At 54.4% G+C, this 15,594-nt stretch carries 14 protein-coding genes and 1 pseudogene; 8 read left to right on the top strand and 7 right to left on the bottom strand.

Annotated elements, in window-relative coordinates; all coding sequences use genetic code 11:
* Positions 1-132 precede the first annotated feature (132 nt).
* From RZA33_RS07210 to uxuA, 3 genes and pseudogenes are all read left to right on the top strand, one after another.
* Positions 133-279: pseudogene (locus RZA33_RS07210) on the top strand (C4-dicarboxylate ABC transporter permease); the annotation flags it as partial.
* A gap of 2 nt (positions 280-281) precedes the next feature.
* Positions 282-1,751, top strand: coding sequence for a mannitol dehydrogenase family protein (locus tag RZA33_RS07215; protein ID WP_317507179.1), 1,470 nt, complete (start codon positions 282-284; stop codon positions 1,749-1,751).
* Between the two features lie 25 nt (positions 1,752-1,776).
* The gene (uxuA, locus tag RZA33_RS07220) at positions 1,777-2,955 is read left to right on the top strand and encodes a mannonate dehydratase (protein WP_317507180.1); all 1,179 of its coding nucleotides are present in this window, start codon (positions 1,777-1,779) and stop codon (positions 2,953-2,955) included.
* A 27-nt stretch (positions 2,956-2,982) separates the two neighbouring features.
* On the opposite strand, the gene kduD is transcribed toward uxuA, so the two are convergent.
* The gene (gene kduD, locus RZA33_RS07225) at positions 2,983-3,708 is read right to left on the bottom strand and encodes a 2-dehydro-3-deoxy-D-gluconate 5-dehydrogenase KduD (RefSeq protein WP_317507181.1); all 726 of its coding nucleotides are present in this window, start codon (positions 3,706-3,708) and stop codon (positions 2,983-2,985) included.
* Positions 3,709-3,803: 95 nt separating this feature from the next.
* Between kduD and RZA33_RS07230 the strand changes: the two genes are divergently transcribed.
* Complete coding sequence (locus tag RZA33_RS07230; RefSeq protein ID WP_317507182.1) at positions 3,804-4,916, top strand: RNA-guided endonuclease TnpB family protein; 1,113 nt, start codon at positions 3,804-3,806, stop codon at positions 4,914-4,916.
* Positions 4,917-5,170: 254 nt separating this feature from the next.
* Here the strand turns inward: RZA33_RS07230 and RZA33_RS07235 are convergent, their stop codons facing one another.
* From RZA33_RS07235 to RZA33_RS07255, 5 genes are all read right to left on the bottom strand, one after another.
* Positions 5,171-5,854 (bottom strand): HAD-IA family hydrolase, encoded by a 684-nt coding sequence (locus tag RZA33_RS07235; protein ID WP_317507183.1) that lies wholly within the window; start codon positions 5,852-5,854, stop codon positions 5,171-5,173.
* A complete protein-coding gene (locus RZA33_RS07240; protein ID WP_317507184.1) occupies positions 5,851-6,825 on the bottom strand; it encodes a D-glycerate dehydrogenase in 975 nt (324 codons plus the stop codon). Before RZA33_RS07240 ends, RZA33_RS07235 begins: the two co-directional genes overlap by 4 nt.
* Before the next feature lie 42 nt (positions 6,826-6,867).
* On the bottom strand, positions 6,868-7,848 hold the full coding sequence (locus RZA33_RS07245; RefSeq protein WP_317507185.1) for a sugar kinase: 981 nt from the start codon (positions 7,846-7,848) through the stop codon (positions 6,868-6,870).
* A 105-nt stretch (positions 7,849-7,953) separates the two neighbouring features.
* On the bottom strand, positions 7,954-8,970 hold the full coding sequence (locus RZA33_RS07250; protein WP_317507186.1) for a LacI family DNA-binding transcriptional regulator: 1,017 nt from the start codon (positions 8,968-8,970) through the stop codon (positions 7,954-7,956).
* A 65-nt stretch (positions 8,971-9,035) separates the two neighbouring features.
* Complete coding sequence (locus tag RZA33_RS07255; protein ID WP_317507187.1) at positions 9,036-10,769, bottom strand: HD domain-containing phosphohydrolase; 1,734 nt, start codon at positions 10,767-10,769, stop codon at positions 9,036-9,038.
* A gap of 287 nt (positions 10,770-11,056) precedes the next feature.
* On the opposite strand from RZA33_RS07255, the gene RZA33_RS07260 reads away from it, so the two are divergent.
* A complete protein-coding gene (locus RZA33_RS07260) occupies positions 11,057-11,896 on the top strand; it encodes a methyltransferase domain-containing protein (RefSeq protein ID WP_317507423.1) in 840 nt (279 codons plus the stop codon).
* Complete coding sequence (locus tag RZA33_RS07265) at positions 11,893-12,912, top strand: methyltransferase (protein WP_317507188.1); 1,020 nt, start codon at positions 11,893-11,895, stop codon at positions 12,910-12,912. Before RZA33_RS07260 ends, RZA33_RS07265 begins: the two co-directional genes overlap by 4 nt.
* A gap of 22 nt (positions 12,913-12,934) precedes the next feature.
* Here the strand turns inward: RZA33_RS07265 and RZA33_RS07270 are convergent, their stop codons facing one another.
* Complete coding sequence (locus RZA33_RS07270; protein WP_317507189.1) at positions 12,935-13,690, bottom strand: FadR/GntR family transcriptional regulator; 756 nt, start codon at positions 13,688-13,690, stop codon at positions 12,935-12,937.
* Between the two features lie 245 nt (positions 13,691-13,935).
* Here RZA33_RS07270 and RZA33_RS07275 point away from each other — a divergent pair, with 245 nt between their 5' ends.
* A complete protein-coding gene (locus tag RZA33_RS07275; protein WP_317507190.1) occupies positions 13,936-14,676 on the top strand; it encodes an SDR family oxidoreductase in 741 nt (246 codons plus the stop codon).
* Between the two features lie 64 nt (positions 14,677-14,740).
* Positions 14,741-15,583 carry a fumarylacetoacetate hydrolase family protein gene (locus tag RZA33_RS07280; RefSeq protein WP_317507191.1) on the top strand — a complete coding sequence of 281 codons (843 nt, stop codon included), beginning with the start codon at positions 14,741-14,743 and terminating at the stop codon, positions 15,581-15,583.
* Positions 15,584-15,594: the final 11 nt, after the last annotated feature.

The raw sequence follows: 15,594 nt of genomic DNA on the forward strand, positions 1-15,594 counted from the left end.
TCGCCACGCTGGTAGGCCTCACTTAGCACCTGCTGCTCATTAGGTGTGAGTGCGATAAAGAGCCTTGTCATGAGGGGATCCTAGACTGGGGGAACAAGTGCTCTTTATATAAGAAAATTTATAGTGAGTCACTTAGCAGGGATTGGTAAACTGCCGATGTTGTCGGTGGCAAGAGCCATCGTGCCGTTTTTGCTGTGTAACTTGGCGGTGCTGTTATTGGTCACTTACGTTCCTGCCATTTCACTCTGGCTACCCAACTTATTGATGGGGAGTAATTAACGATGGCTTTGCAGCGTATTGAAGCCTCACCCAAAAGCGGCCAGATCGGTGTCGTTCATCTGGGGTTAGGCGCTTTTCACCGCGCTCATCAAGCGGTGTATCTAGAGCGTTATCGTCAGCGTAGTGGTGACGGTGATTGGGGCGTCTGCAGCGCGAATTTACGCTCAAGTGTTGGCTTGGTAGATAGCCTGCGTGATGCTGACTACCGTTATCAGGTAGCCGAGTACGCTGACAGCGACACTCTCACGCTACGTGAAATAGGTGCGATCGAGGAGACGCTATTCTCGGGGTGTGATAGCGCCGGTCATTGGGGCCGCGACCGAGAGACACTGCTAGCCAGAATGGCCTCTGTCGATACCCGTATCGTAACCCTAACGGTGACCGAAAAAGGCTACTTTTTAAATCCCGCTAGCGGTGAGTTAAAAAGTGATGACCCGATGATCGTCGATGATATGGCATCGCCCCAGCAGCCGCGCACAGCGCCAGGGTTATTGGTAGAAGCGCTAGCCCGGCGGCGCGAGGCGGGCATTGCCCCGTTTACGGTGCTCTCTTGCGACAACATGCCGGACAACGGCAAGCGAACCCGCCAAGCGGTGGTTCAGCTGGCCGAGCAGCGTGACCCCGCCTTAACCCGCTGGATCGCCGATGAGGTTGCGTTCCCCTGCAGCATGGTGGACCGCATTGTCCCCGCGATGACGGGAGCCGACTTCGAGCGTTTAGCAGCGCTGGGCGTTACCGATCCAAACGCCGTGGTGTGTGAAGCGTTCACACAGTGGGTGGTCGAAGACAACTTTCCGCTGGGGCGTCCGGATTGGGAAGCCGAGGGCGTCGAGATGGTCGCCGATGTGGCGCCGTTTGAAACCATGAAGCTGCGCATGCTCAACGGCAGCCATTCCCTGCTGGCGTACTTAGGCGCATTAGCGGGGATTGAAACGGTGTTTGACGGCGTCAATCACGTCGGGCTGCGAGCTGCCTTGCGCCGCTATATGCGCGAGGAGGCGGCGCCGACGCTCGACATGCCCAAGGGCATCGACCTGGATGCTTACGCGGACTCGCTATTGGCCCGTTTTGCCAATGACAGCCTGCGCCATCGCCTGCATCAGATCGCCATGGACGGCAGCCAAAAACTCCCCCAGCGCTGGCTCTCCGGCGCGCTGAAGCGCACAGGCGCCGGGCAGTCCTCGCCGTGCGTGGCGTTGGGCATGGCGGCGTGGATTCGCTATACCTCGGGCGAGGATTTGATGGGCAATCGCCACACCGTCGACGACCCGCTCGCCCAGCGTTTCCAGTCGATACATCACGCGCACGGTGGCGATGCCGGCGCACTGGTGGCGGCGTATCTGGCTATGAACGATGTGGTGCCCAGCGCGCTGGCAACGGACAAGGCGTTTGCCCAGGCCGTGGTGACGGCGTACCAGACGTTGACTCAGCAAGGCCTGGAGGGGGCGCTCGCAGCGCTGACGCATGGTTAGAGGCTAACAAAAAAAGGAGATCAACATGGAGCATACCTGGCGCTGGTTTGGCCCGAATGATGCGATTCGTCTGGACGAGATTCGCCAGACGGGCGCCACCGGCATCGTGACCGCACTGCATGAGGTGCCCAACGATCAGGTTTGGTCGGTTGAAGCGATACAAGAACGTCAGTGGATGATCGAAGCGGCTGGCCTGACATGGTCGGTAGTGGAGAGCGTGCCGGTCCATGAGTCGATCAAAAAAGGCTTCCCTGAGCGGGATGCGTTGATCGCCACTTACTGCCAGACGCTACGCAACCTGGCGGCCTGCGGTATCGACACCGTTTGCTACAACTTCATGCCGGTGCTGGACTGGACGCGTACTGACCTGACCCACGAACTGCCCGATGGCGCTTTGGCCCTACGCTTTGACCAAGTGGCGTTTGCGGCCTTTGATCTTTACCTACTTCAGCGGCCCGGCGCTGAGAAAGCGTATAGCGCCGAGGAGAAAGCCCAGGCGGCTCACTATCTGGAAGGGTTAGGTGATGCCGGGCGGGACAAACTGGTCAATACGTTGATTGCTGGGCTACCGGGCGCTGAAGAGCACTATACGCTTGAGCAGTTTCGCACTGTATTAGAAGGCTACGCTGATATTGATGCTGCGCGGCTTCGGGAAAATCTAGGTTACTTTCTTAAAGCGGTTATTCCCGTTGCGGAAGAAGTGGGCATTCGTATGGCCATCCACCCGGATGACCCACCCCGGCCGCTGCTGGGGCTGCCGCGGGTGGTCTCGACGCGTGAGGATGCCCAGTGGATTCTGGACTGTATGCAAAGCCCGGCGAACGGCTTGACGCTTTGCACGGGCTCTTACGGCGTTCGACAAGACAATGAGTTGGTGGCCATGACCCGCCACTTTGCGCCGCATATTCACTTCATTCATTTACGTGCCACTCAGCGTGAAGCGGATGGCCTCTCTTTCCAAGAGGCGCCGCATCTGGCAGGCGATGTGGATATGGTGGGCGTGATTCACGCCTTGGTCGACGAAGAGCGACGGCGCGAGCGAGAGGGCGGGGCGCGTTTACCGCTACGCCCAGATCATGGGCACCAACTGCTTGATGACAAACAGCGCAATACGGCGCCCGGTTATCCGCTATATGGCCGTTTGCGCGGCCTAGCCGAACTACGCGGTGTAGAGTTAGCGGTGCGGCAGTTAACGGCTAAATAGTTCGCGCGCCATTTGGATTTGGAATCATTAGCGCGCGAGCCAGCCGCCGTCAACCGCTAAGGCGTGACCATGCACGTAGCGGGCAGCGTCGGAGCATAGAAATATCACCGCGCCTGCCAAATCTTCGGGCGTGCCCCAGCGTCCGGCGGGAATGCGGCCGAGTATTTCATCGTGGCGCTGGGGGTCGTCGCGCAGGGCCTGGGTGTTATCCGTCGCCATATACCCTGGGGCGATCGCATTGACGTTGATATCGTGAGCGGCCCATTCGTTGGCCAGCAGGCGCGTTAATCCGAGGATGCCGCTTTTACTCGCGGTGTAAGAAGGCACCCGAATACCGCCTTGAAACGAGAGCAGCGAGGCGATATTGACGATCTTGCCCGGTGCCTTGCGCTCAATGAGATGTTTGGCAACCTGTTGGGCCAGAAAAAAGGCCGCTTTCAAGTTGACGTCTATCACCGCGTCCCAGTCTTCTTCGCAGAATTCAATGGCCGGTGCGCGGCGAATCGTGCCGGCATTATTGACCAATATATCCAGCTTGCCCGCCTGGCCAATGGCTTGGTTAACAATATCACTGGGCGCATCGCTGCCCAGCTCAGCTTCCACTGCGTAAAAGCGCCGCCCTAAAGCCTCCACCTGGTGGCGTGTTTCATCTGCTGGGCGACGGCTAACACCGACAATATCGGCTCCCGCTTCGGCCAGCGCTAGGGCCAGACCTTGGCCTAAGCCTTTATCGAAAAGCGCGGAATACTCCATCCAAGCCACAGTATTAGGTGGAGATGGATAGCGCGGCGTCCGACAGGACGCCTTGTGCCTTGCAAGCTTACATAAAATAAGATAATTTGTAAGGAATGAAAACCGAACGCGCTTTCAAATACCGTTTCTATCCGACGCCCGAGCAGGCAACCCTGCTGGCGCGGACGTTTGGGTGCGTGCGGTTTGTCTGGAACGCGGTGCTTCGCTATCGCACCGATGCGTTCTATCAGCGCCAGGAAAAGATCGGCTATAACGACGCCAGCGCGTTCCTAACGCAGTTGAAAAAGCAGCCTGAATCCGCCTTTCTGGCTGAGGTCAGCTCGGTGCCCTTGCAACAATGCTTGCGCCATCAGCAAAACGCTTTCAAGCATTTCTTTGCCAAGAGGGCGCGGTATCCAAGCTTTAAATCCAAGAAACATCGCCAATCGGCCACCTTTGCAAAGACGGCTTTTTTCTACCGTGACGGCCAGATCACGCTAGCGAAGTGTAGCGAACCGCTGAATATTCGCTGGAGCCGTGACTTGCCCGCCCATCCGAGCAGTGTCACCGTCTCCAAAGATGCCGCCGGTCGCTATTTCATCAGTTGCTTGTGCCAGGTAGAGGCCGACACTCTCCCGATCACGCCGAAGATGGTCGGCATAGATCTTGGATTGAAAGACCTGTTCGTGACCAGCGACGGAAAGCGAGTTAACAACCCGCGTCATACGGCGCGCTACTCCCACAAGCTGGCGCGGGCGCAGCGACAATTGAGCCGAAAGCAAAAAGGCTCGAATAACCGTGCCAAGGCGAGGTTAAAGGTGGCTAAATGCCACGCTAAAATCGCTGACACCCGACTAGACCACCTCCATAAACTCACCCGCCAGATCGTCAACGAGAACCAAGTGATCGCGGCGGAGAGTTTGCAGGTTAAGAATATGGTCAAAAATCGGTCCCTATCAAAATCCATCAGCGATGTCGGCTGGGGAGAGCTGGTACGCCAGCTTGAGTACAAATCGGCCTGGGCGGGACGCCAGTTCGTCCAGATCGACCGCTGGTACCCCAGCAGTAAACGCTGTCATGGCTGTGGCTATGTAATGGCTTCACTGCCACTTAATATTCGCACCTGGGATTGCCCAGACTGCGGCACCCATGGCATAGATCGTGACCTCAATGCAGCGCGCAATATCCTACAAGCAGGCACCGCGCTATTAGCCGGTGCCGAAAGTTGAAGCAACTACCGAGGGGCACTCGGGAATCTACGCCTGTGGAGTTTGTGTAAGACCGGCAATGCCAAGGCATTGAAGGCGACGAACACCGAAGCAGGAACCGGGAAGGTAACGACCTGGGAATCCGCCACTACAATCTCCGATTTAGTGGCCGGAGGATGTCAATACAACCGGTTACCATCGCCACTTGGCCTTGTAATGTAAATAACCGCATTGATGCCTCCTGCTGTGCATTTCAAACCGATAAGTTTCAACCCTTAAGCACTCACTTTAGCTGATAAGTGCGCAATAGCAGCGGGTAGCTCATTGGCATGATGGATACCCATAGCACCTTCGGGGGTGGTTTCTTCGTCTGGGAAGTGGTTGAGATGAATCACCTGCATGCCAGCCGCTAACCCCGCTTCTACGCCCACCGCCGCGTCATCAATCACAATACAGGCGTGAGGTGCATAGCCCATGGCAGCCGCCGCCTTGCGGTACAGCTCAGGGTCGGGCTTCCATACGTTGAGGGTGTAAGCGCTGAATAACTTTCCTGCAAAGTGGTGGCCAAGCTGGGTGCTTTCCAGCGCACAGCGGATTTTGCGCTCGGGGCCATTGGAGACCACGGCCATGGCATGATGGCTTAAGTGGTCGAGCGCGGCGGGTATGCCTGGGATCGCCAGCAGCTCGCTCTGCATGCGGGCTTCCATGCGCGCTCGCATGCCCGCCTCAAGCTGTTTGAAATCATCTTCTTCCAATGCCTGAAAACGTGCTTCCAGCGTTTGCACGATGGTCTGGAAACGTACGCCGCGAAATTCATCCATATATTGTCGCGGGGAAAATGGCAGGCCGAATTCGGGGAGAATAGCGCCCATCACCTCGGCGAGCAGTATCTCGCTGTCAACCAGGGTGCCGTCGCAATCGAACAGTAAGCAGAACGGTGAAGACAAAGGCTCAGTCATTGATAGGCTTCCTCATTGACCAGGCTAATCGGGTGTTTACCCAGCAGTGCGAGGCGGACATTATCCGCCGCCCGCTGGGCCATGGCTTCACGGGTTTCATGGGTGGCAGAGCCGATATGGGGCAGGGCGACCACGTTAGGCATCTTCGGCAGCGGTGATGAGGCAGGGAGCGGTTCTTGCTCAAATACATCCAGCCCAGCTGCTTTAATAACGCCGTTTTCCAGAGCGTTTACTAAGGCCGTTTCATCGACCACTTTGCCGCGGGCAATATTGATAAAGATACCCGAGGGCTTCATTAGCGCGAACTCGTCAGTGCCTATCAGATGTTCAGTCTCTGCATTGAGCGGAACCGTCACACAGACAAAATCGGCCTCGGCCAACAGCTCGTTAAGTTCACGCCGCTGGGCGCCAAGCTCACGTTCTAACGCGGGCTTGGGTGAGGCGTTGGAGTAGAGGACTTGCATGCCAAAGCCTAGAGCGCCGCGCCTAGCGACCGCCTGACCAATACGGCCAAAGCCCACCATGCCCAGGGTCTTGCCATGTACATCGCTACCGAACTGGGCGGGGCCGATGCTGGCTTGCCATTTGCCCGCTTGTAGCCACTCGGCTAATTCAACGGCGCGCCTAGCCGTAGCCATGATCAGTGTAAAGCCTGTGTCGGCAGTGGTTTCAGTAAGCACATCCGGCGTGTTGCAGAGCATAATGCCGCGTTTGGTCAGTTCATCAACCGGGATGCTGTCGTAGCCCACCGAGATGGTCGCGATAACTTCCAGCTGAGGCGCGGCATCTAATAATGCCGGAGTAATCGCTAGGCCGGAACCGATGATACCGTGCGCTCCCGCCAGTACCGCGCGATTTTCTGGGGCATCCAGCACGTTGGGGTTCGGCAGTACGTCCACTTTAAATAGATCGCTTAGCGTAGATAGTTGGTCATCGCTAAGCCTTCCTTGAACCACGAGTCGTTTTTGCATTTTTATCTCCATGAATTCAGAACCAAAAACCAATCAGGCTACTTATGCTTGGGGTGGGTTGGCTTCGAGCGCTTGGAGTTGCTGGCGATTGGGAAGCCCCTCCATATCGCCTACCACCTGAATGGCTTGGGCACCAATGAGGTTGCCGCGCTGGACAGCTTGGCGAGCCGTTCCCCCGTCTAGCAGGGCACTGATCACACCGACAGCAAAACCGTCGCCTGCACCTACAGTATCCACAACCTCTGCCACGTGGCAGCCCTCTATCGTAAAGTTTTCCTCTTTGCCATCTAGTGTGCCGCGATAGTAGCTGCCCTCGGCCCCCAGCTTGATGATCACTGCAGAAGCGCCTTGATCCAGATAGTAGCCTGCCACATCGTACGGCGTCTTCTGCCCCGTCAGCAGCTGGCCTTCAGAAAGCCCCGGTAGTACCCAGTCGGCAAGGCCAGCGAGTTCATTTAGCGTTGTGCGCATAGCGTTTTCGCTAGCCCAAAGTGATGGGCGTAAATTGGGGTCGAAAGAAACGCTTGCCCCTTTGGCGCGGGCCTGCTGCATTAAGTGGCGAGATAGCTGATAGGCGCTATCTGAGAGAGCGGGCGTAATGCCGGTGGCGTGTAGATGGGTGAGCGAGGAGAAATCGATTGCCGAGGCGTCGTCGATGGACAGAAAACTGGCGGCACTGCCGCGTCTGAAATACTCCACGCGAGGATCGGTACCTCCCACGGCGCGCTCTTTGAACATTAGCCCGGTCGGGTGCTGCTCATCGGTATAAATGTACCGATCGTCGATGCCTTCATTTTTCAAAGCTCGTTTGATGAACGCGCCGAAGCTATCGGCTCCCACACGGCTTAACCAGCCAACGTGAAAATCTAAGCGGGAGAGTCCTATTGCAACGTTATTGTCGGCACCGGCAAGGCGACGATGAAAATGTTCAATGTCTGATAAATGTCCTGGCGTATCAGCCACCAACATGGCCATCGCTTCGCCAAAGGTAAGAACCTTTGGGGGGTAAGTCAGATGGGACATGATCAATCACCTCTTGATGTTGTTTGTTTTAATCTAATGGGAACGATACCATTTGAGTAAAAATTCATGGCTCTTTTTATAGTAATAACCGCACTTCAAAAAACCCTAGCGCTGCGTGGATCCGCGCTCCATCAATTTGGGTGAAAAGCGTAGTTGCCTCGGCATGGCGACTTCATTCGGTGAAATCCGGTGCATCAAGCAGTGCACCGCTGTTTCGCCAATCGCTTCGGTGGGTTGGGCTAGGGTAGTGATGCCAGGCGGGATAAGTGCGCACCAGTCGAGCTCATCAATCCCCATCAACCCGACGTTGCCAAGCGCCAAACCAAGCTGCTGAAAAAGTCTGGTGACAGCTAACGTTACATTACCGTTTGCGCATAGCACGGCGCAGGCCTGGGTGTTGTGCGCGCTGAGAAAGCGAGTGAAGGCCTCCCTTGCTGTGGCATCGAAGGTGTCCGTCAACAGCAGCGTTGCGTGGTTCAGTTTGCGCAGGGGGGCGCTAGTAATGAATCGGGTCAGTCGCTGTTGGCGAGCGCTGGATTGCTCCGTTGGTTCAGTGACATATAGCACCGCTTGGTAACCCTGGGCAGACAAATGATCAAGCGCCATATCAATGGCTAAATGATTATCGAGGCCAACCACTTCCGCATCCACCTGGCTGACTTCCCGGTCGAGTAGCACGATCGGCGTTCCTTGACGGATACAGCTATCCAGCTGTTGCTCAGGGCGACCGGCCGCGTTGACCACCAATCCTTCCACTTGATAGGCGGCCAATAGAGCTAAGTGCTGGCGCTCCTGCTTTGGGTCGTTGTCGGTATTGCCCATCAATAGCGAGTAGCCGTAGTCGCGGCATGCTTGCTCAACGCCGTGAGTAATGGCCACCGAAAACGGATTGCGAATATCCGCGACCAGCATGCCTATCAATTTCGAGCGGCCGCCTTTTAAGCCCCGGGCCATTTGGTTGGGCTGATAACCCAGTGCTTTTGCCGCCTGGGCAATGCGCGCCTGAAGCGAAGGAGAGAGTCGTTCCTGCTCATCGCCAAAGTAGCGCGAAACGCTGGTTTTCGACACGCCAGCTAGGCGAGCGACTTCAATAATGGTAGCGCGGCGAAAGGTGGAAGGCATCGTCTACTTCAAATAATGGTATCGGTTCCATTTTGGGTGATGAGAAAGCCGAACGCAATGCAATATCAATGATGCTTTTTCATACTCACATTATAATCAGTCGGGTTTACTGTCCCTTCTAGGTGACCTATTTGATTGAAATCGTTACTAAACAGCACAGTATCAATAGAGGTGTCCTTAAAGGCTAAATTTTTGACAACCTCGACTTTGCAAGGCATACCCTTCGCATCAACATCCACAATCCATGCTAAAAAACCGTTTGAAAATTTGGCCAAGCTGCCAATAGGGTAAAGGCCAAAGTGCTGGATATACTCAACCAGCAATGACTTTTCATACATCTCAGGGCGGTTATTAACCCACCGATAAGCATCTAAAGGTTGCCGTGGGTGCTGCCCATTGCGTTCATGGGTCAGCTTGTTAATTATTTTAATAACACTCATCAAGCGAACGTGTTCTGACAACGCGGCGGCCTGTTTTCCTGCTGGATAGCCACTGCCATCAAGTCGTTCATTGGCGTTGACAATAATATCGTGGCAGGTGGGGCTAGGTGACCAGTCGAGGTTCGTTAGTTTATTTTCGAGTGCATACACATGGTTTTTGAGTAACGCCGCTTGCGACGGCGACATGCGAGCTTTCAGCGAGGGCAGTTGCTCACTAATTAGCAGCGGCTTACCCATTGTATGGATAAGGGCGCCCAGCACTGCTTCCCGTGTTTTTGCGGCATATGGATCGCGGCTAATCAATATCATGGCGAGTTGGCTGGCCACCTGGATGGCGTGGCGTACCCACTCTGGCTCATGGTGCAAGTATGTAAGTGCATACTTAAGGGCTTTACGGTCTTGGTTAACCATATACACGATACTATCCACACACTCATATAAAATATCAGCGGGTACTAATTCTTTGTTTTTCATGAACATTAAGATAATGTGAAGCTGCTGGGCTATTTCGATAACGCCTCTGAGCAACGGGGTGTTTTGGGCATTTATCAGCTGGTCATGCTCTTCTTGATGCTGCATTTTTTTCTCTTTCGCATCGGCTATAAATAGTTTTGACCTTGCCCGAGAGCTGTTTTGAGCGCCTGAGCGTAACGCCGCCTCGAATTCAACTTCGGAAACAAAGTGGTAAAGTAATTCCGTTGAGGTAGGGTCCATATTAATAAACTCGATACCCATGGCGGCATGGCCGTGGTTGCCAAAAGGACGCATATGGCATATCCGTCCTGGGGAATTAAATACTTCCCCATTTGGGAACTCTAACGTTACATCTGGAAGTATTTGATTTACATAAAGTGCAATACTGTCTTCAAGGCTTACGTAGACCATGCAACCGCCTATTGAGAGGTTGCGTACTTTGCCCTTTATATTAAGCTCATGGGCAAAAACTTCTAAGTGAACACGGGCTTGCATGCCAAGAAAAAAAGGCACACGTAGGGCGCCACGATTATCTGAAGCAAAAATAGAGTTGGGTAGCTGACATTCTAGGTGGTAGGTGCAGGTGTCTATCTGAATAATGTTAGCTGGCACGTGCTCAATGTTGTAAATCTCTTCAGAATCATGCGCATGGCGTGAAGTCTCTATATCAAAAGAGATGGTGTCATTATTAAGATAAGACGATAATGATGCACCGGTATAATGTATTTCTAGGGTGATTTTTTTGTTATCTGGCTCTACTTTAACCGCTGTCGCTTTAATGGCGTGAGCAGCTTCTTTAGAAAAAAGAGTAATGGTGTGATTTTTATTGAACAAGGATTTAATTATTTGGCTAGCCGCATTTTGGTCGGCAGTGTCGATAAGCATATCAATTCCACCATATGTATTGTTTTTGTATAGCTTAGTGATAACAGTTGTGTAACGACCTTTGGTAGCGCTCGGTAATAAATATGTATGAACAAGTTGCCAAAAAGTGAACTACTTAATTAGCCAGTATCTCACTGGTTTTTGCAAACCTTTTTCAATTTATTTTGCTTATGAATGAGCCTTGTTCAATAGTTTTTTTTGTTATTTTTGGGTCATGGAATGACATTCGGATGAGCAGGCTGAATCAGGTAAACTGCGTGCTTTCTTTTACAGTGATGCCCCTAGGCATGTCCCCAAACGATAACGCTATACCCGTGAAACCAACAAGCTATGAACTAACTCAAGCTGGCGATCGCTATTTCGACGGCCTGGCCGATAAGTTTTCTCGTTCGCTCTATCAGGCGCCCCGTGGCGAACTGCGTTTGGCGATGCTGGATTATTTACTGCCGCAAATGCTCGATTTGCGCGCGCAGAAAGTGCTTGATGTCGGCGGTGGCCTGGGCCAGCAAGCCGCCTGGTTCGCTGAGCGAGGGCACAACGTTACGATGGCTGAGCCCTCTGGCGATATGCTGAGTTACGCCAAAACCTGGCATCGGGATGCTAAAACGCTGCCGGAATCGGCGATCACTTATCTGCAGTCGCCGCTGCAAGTACTCACTGGCGAGGCACCAGGACCATGGCCACTGATTACTTGCCATGCCGTATTAGAGTGGTTAGGCGACCCACAAACGGCGTTGACCACCTTGAGCCAGCTAATGGCACCTGGTGGCCAGCTGAGTTTGATGGTGTTTAACCGCGATGCCCTGCGTTTTTCTAATGCGGTAAAAGGCAATCTTGAGAAGGCGCTAAGCGACCGCTTGGCAGGGAAGGGCAAGCGCCAGCGGCTGACGCCTATTTCCCCCGTGAGTCACGCGGAGATTGAGCAGTGGAGCGCGGCAAATGGCTTGCGTATAGAAGCCGTTGCCGGGATTCGCGTCTTTCAAGACTATTTGCGCCAGCCGCCAGCCTCGCCCTCAGAAAACGCCACGCTGCTGGCGCTGGAAAAACGCTACTGTCGCCAGGACCCGCATTGGCGTTTGGGCCGTTACTTGCTTTATACATTGATTAAACCGGAGATTGTTGAATGAGCGCCCAAGTCCCAGCGTGCCAGCTGTTAGAACGCCAAAAGGATAACTATGCAGTGCTGTGGGTCGTTGGCCCGCCAGTCGATAGCTGGCTTATTGACCAATCGGCAGGGGTGGTGAGCGGTGACCAGGACGTTCTGGATGAGTGGGCCGCTAAAGGCAAGCAAGCCCTAACGCCATTTGATTCAGCAGCGGGCGAAGCGCTAGGTAAAGAAATTGTGCTGTTTTGGCCCAAAGCGCATCAATTAGGTATTTGGTGGCTCAAGTGGTTATGCGAGCAACTACCTGAAGGGACACCGATTGAAATTGTCGGTGAGCATCAAGGCGGCATTAAGCGCGTTCCCAAGATGCTGGACGAGTTGGGCATGCCTTGGGATAAGCGCGACAACGCGCGGCGCTGTTCGCTGTTCGCCGCCCGAACCGTTGCGCTGGACTTAGCCAGTGGAAATAGGGCCAGTAATAGCGCGTGGCAGAACGTCGAGGCCACCGGGCTGACGCTGGTCAGTCATCCCGGCGTGTTTGGTCATGGCAAAATCGACGAGGGCACGCTGATCATGCTTGAGTGCATTGAGGCTAGCTTGCCGAAAAAGCCGCTCAAGGTGTTGGATATGGGCTGTGGCGACGGCATCATCAGCGCCTGGTTGGCTCAGCGCGGCCATCATGTGACTGCTGTGGACATCAGCGCTTTTGCGGTAGAGGCCTGTAAACGCACCTTGGCAGCCAATGGGCTGGAAGGCCGCGTACTTCTTAGTAATGTATTTAGCGCGTTAGAAGGCGAGCAGTTTGACTGGATTGTTAGCAATCCGCCTTTCCATAAAGAGCGCGATATCAGCTACGGGCCTAGTCAGCGCTTGATCAGCGCAGCGCCGGAGCATCTCAATACGGGTGGGCGGTTGGTGATTGTCGCCAATGGCTTCTTGCCTTATCCCGATCACCTGCAGCGTGCGTTTCAGGACTTTCAAACCCTCGCAGATAATCGCCGCTTCAAGGTTTACGCGGCGACTAAACCAACTCGCTAAGGTGTTGGCTTTTAAGCGTCATTTACGTCGCAAAGAAAACGCTGAGTACATGATCCAGATGTTTTTCCATCGCACGACGAGCGGCAGCGGGGTCGCGCGCCTCAATGGCTTCAACGATTAATGCGTGGTCGCTTTGCGAGCGCTGCGGCATATCCGTTTCCATAAATAGCGCCTGGAGGCGACGGAACATGGCACCGTACTGGTGGCCGAGCAAATGTTTAATCAACAGGGCGTAGGCCGCATTGCCGGAGGCCTCGGCGATACGGATATGCAGCAGTCGATCCCCGGCGCAGTTGCGGCCGCCATTGGCGTTGTCAGCAACATTTCGCTCAAAAGCCAAACGGATCGCTCTCATGTCTTCTTCGCTGGCGTTTATGGCCGCCAGCGCGGCAATCTCCGGCTCTAGGTAGCGGCGCGTCTGCAGAAGTGAAAAGGGCGGAATTTCTTCGTCTAGGTTGAGCTCAATTTCACTCTCGAACTCTGGGTCGAGTGCCCAGGGCTCGGTCCGTGCCGCCGCGCGCATGACTGGCTCCATGGAGGTGGCGCGAGACTCAAGCACGATGACACCATGGCCGACCTTGACGGCGACCTGTCCAACCACCTCTAGCGCAATCAACGCTTCTCTCACCGAAGCACGGCTAACTCCCAGTGAGTGGGCAAGCTCTCGTTCAGGGGGTAAAAGCGTTCCAGGCGGGAACTCTCCATCATTAATTAACTGCTGCAACTGATCCGCAATTTGGCGATAGAGTCGCTGTGGGCGGATGGTTTGAATCGGCATTCGTCGTATTTCCTATCCGTTTCAGTGGTGATCTTTGACTAACGTTGATGACGACTAAAGTTCATCTCTAAAAGCCATTATTTGGCTTTCTAAGGCTTGCCAGGATCAAAGTCTCTCGACCATACTCGGTTCATTGGTCAGGCCATTGGATGATTGGATGTTTTGACCTAACGTATGTTCCCACGCTTGTTAACTGGCTGCCATAGCGATTGGGTAAGCCATCGTTATTAGGGAAGTGCTACAGCATGAGACTTAAAAACAAAACTGCACTGATTACCGCCGCTGCGAACGGCATTGGGCGTGCCAGCGCTGAGCGCTTCGTTGCTGAAGGCGCGCGCGTATTTGCCACTGACATTGATATTGCCGCGTTAGAAGGTGTGACGGGTGTTGAAGCGTATCGCCTGGATGTCACCGATAGCCACGCGATTCATGAGTTGGCCAGCTCGCTACCTAACCTGGACATACTGTTCAACTGCGCGGGTATGGTGCCGGGAGGCACGGTGCTCGAATGCGACGCGGCGACTTGGCAGCGATCGATGGAGCTGAATGTTACTTCGATGTTTCATACGCTGCAGGCTTTTTTACCCGGTATGTTGGCAAACGGGAGCGGCAGCATTATTAATATGGCCTCTCTGGCATCGAGCGTGAAAGGGGTTCCCAATCGCTGCGCTTACGGCACCTCTAAAGCGGCAGTAATCGGGCTGACCAAGTCAATCGCTGCTGACTTTATGACCCAAGGCATTCGCTGCAATGCAATTTGCCCGGGTACCGTCGAGTCGCCCTCCCTGAAACAGCGTATCGCTGAGCAGGCACGTAAAGAAGGACGCAGCGATGCCGAGGTGCTGGCGTCTTTCATCGCACGCCAGCCCATGGGGCGGCTAGGGCGAGTGGAAGAAGTGGCGGCCCTGGCGACTTTCTTGGCCTGCGATGAGTCGCAGTTTATTACCGGCACCACACAATTGATTGATGGCGGCTGGGCAAATTGATGACGTTAAATTGATTGCTTTATATTAATAATTTCAAATTAATAGCTTTATAAGGTGTAGCGCTATGAAACTTTTACGTTTTGGTCAGCCAGGTCAGGAAAAGCCGGGCATTCTAGATAATCAGGGTAAGCGACGCGATCTTTCCGCGGTCGTGGATGATATTGCCGGTACGGTATTGAGTGACGAGGCGTTACAGAAGCTTGGCGATATGGATTTATCCTCATTGCCGGAAGTTGCGGCTGATGTGCGCCTGGGGCCTTGCGTGGGTCAGGTAGGCAAGTTTATTTGCATTGGCCTCAACTATTCCGATCACGCCGCGGAAACCGGTGCCGAAGTCCCGCCCGAGCCAGTTATTTTTAACAAGTGGACCAGCGCCATCTGCGGCCCCAATGACGATGTTGAAATTCCCCGCGGCTCCAAGAAGACCGATTGGGAAGTAGAGCTGGGGGTGATTGTCGGCAAGGGCGGCCGTTACATTGATGAAGCCGACGCCATGTCGCATGTGGCAGGGTTCTGCGTGGTGAATGATGTCTCTGAACGCGAGTTTCAGTTGGAGCGCAGCGGCAGTTGGGATAAAGGCAAAGGCTGCGACACGTTTGGGCCTCTGGGCCCCTGGCTGGTAACCCGCGATGAAGTCGCTGACCCGCACCAATTGAGTATGTGGCTTGAGGTTGACGGCAAGCGTTACCAGGATGGCAATACGTGCACCATGGTGTATCAGGTACCTTTTCTCATCAGCTATCTAAGCCGCTTCATGAGCCTGCAGCCTGGCGATGTGATCTCGACCGGCACGCCGCCCGGCGTGGGGATGGCCCAGAAACCATCGGTTTATCTCCGTAATGGTCAACAAATGCGGCTAGGCATTGAGGGTTTGGGTGAGCAGAGCCAGGGCGTCGTGCAGGCCTAATGACGGCTAAG

The sequence above is a fragment of the Halovibrio sp. HP20-59 genome, from assembly GCF_033052795.2.
Classification (GTDB): domain Bacteria; phylum Pseudomonadota; class Gammaproteobacteria; order Pseudomonadales; family Halomonadaceae; genus Vreelandella.

Bases quoted from the DNA above. Each gene is read 5' to 3' on its own strand.
- RZA33_RS07275 (WP_317507190.1), top strand. From the start codon at position 13,936: ATGAGACTTAAAAACAAAACTGCACTGATTACCGCCGCTGCGAACGGC.
- RZA33_RS07270 (WP_317507189.1), bottom strand. From the start codon at position 13,690: ATGCCGATTCAAACCATCCGCCCACAGCGACTCTATCGCCAAATTGCG.
- RZA33_RS07230 (WP_317507182.1), top strand. From the start codon at position 3,804: ATGAAAACCGAACGCGCTTTCAAATACCGTTTCTATCCGACGCCCGAG.
- RZA33_RS07250 (WP_317507186.1), bottom strand. From the start codon at position 8,970: ATGCCTTCCACCTTTCGCCGCGCTACCATTATTGAAGTCGCTCGCCTA.
- RZA33_RS07240 (WP_317507184.1), bottom strand. From the start codon at position 6,825: ATGCAAAAACGACTCGTGGTTCAAGGAAGGCTTAGCGATGACCAACTA.
- RZA33_RS07255 (WP_317507187.1), bottom strand. From the start codon at position 10,769: ATGCTTATCGACACTGCCGACCAAAATGCGGCTAGCCAAATAATTAAA.
- RZA33_RS07265 (WP_317507188.1), top strand. From the start codon at position 11,893: ATGAGCGCCCAAGTCCCAGCGTGCCAGCTGTTAGAACGCCAAAAGGAT.
- RZA33_RS07215 (WP_317507179.1), top strand. From the start codon at position 282: ATGGCTTTGCAGCGTATTGAAGCCTCACCCAAAAGCGGCCAGATCGGT.
- RZA33_RS07280 (WP_317507191.1), top strand. From the start codon at position 14,741: ATGAAACTTTTACGTTTTGGTCAGCCAGGTCAGGAAAAGCCGGGCATT.
- RZA33_RS07235 (WP_317507183.1), bottom strand. From the start codon at position 5,854: ATGACTGAGCCTTTGTCTTCACCGTTCTGCTTACTGTTCGATTGCGAC.
- uxuA (WP_317507180.1), top strand. From the start codon at position 1,777: ATGGAGCATACCTGGCGCTGGTTTGGCCCGAATGATGCGATTCGTCTG.
- RZA33_RS07245 (WP_317507185.1), bottom strand. From the start codon at position 7,848: ATGTCCCATCTGACTTACCCCCCAAAGGTTCTTACCTTTGGCGAAGCG.
- RZA33_RS07260 (WP_317507423.1), top strand. From the start codon at position 11,057: ATGTCCCCAAACGATAACGCTATACCCGTGAAACCAACAAGCTATGAA.
- kduD (WP_317507181.1), bottom strand. From the start codon at position 3,708: ATGGAGTATTCCGCGCTTTTCGATAAAGGCTTAGGCCAAGGTCTGGCC.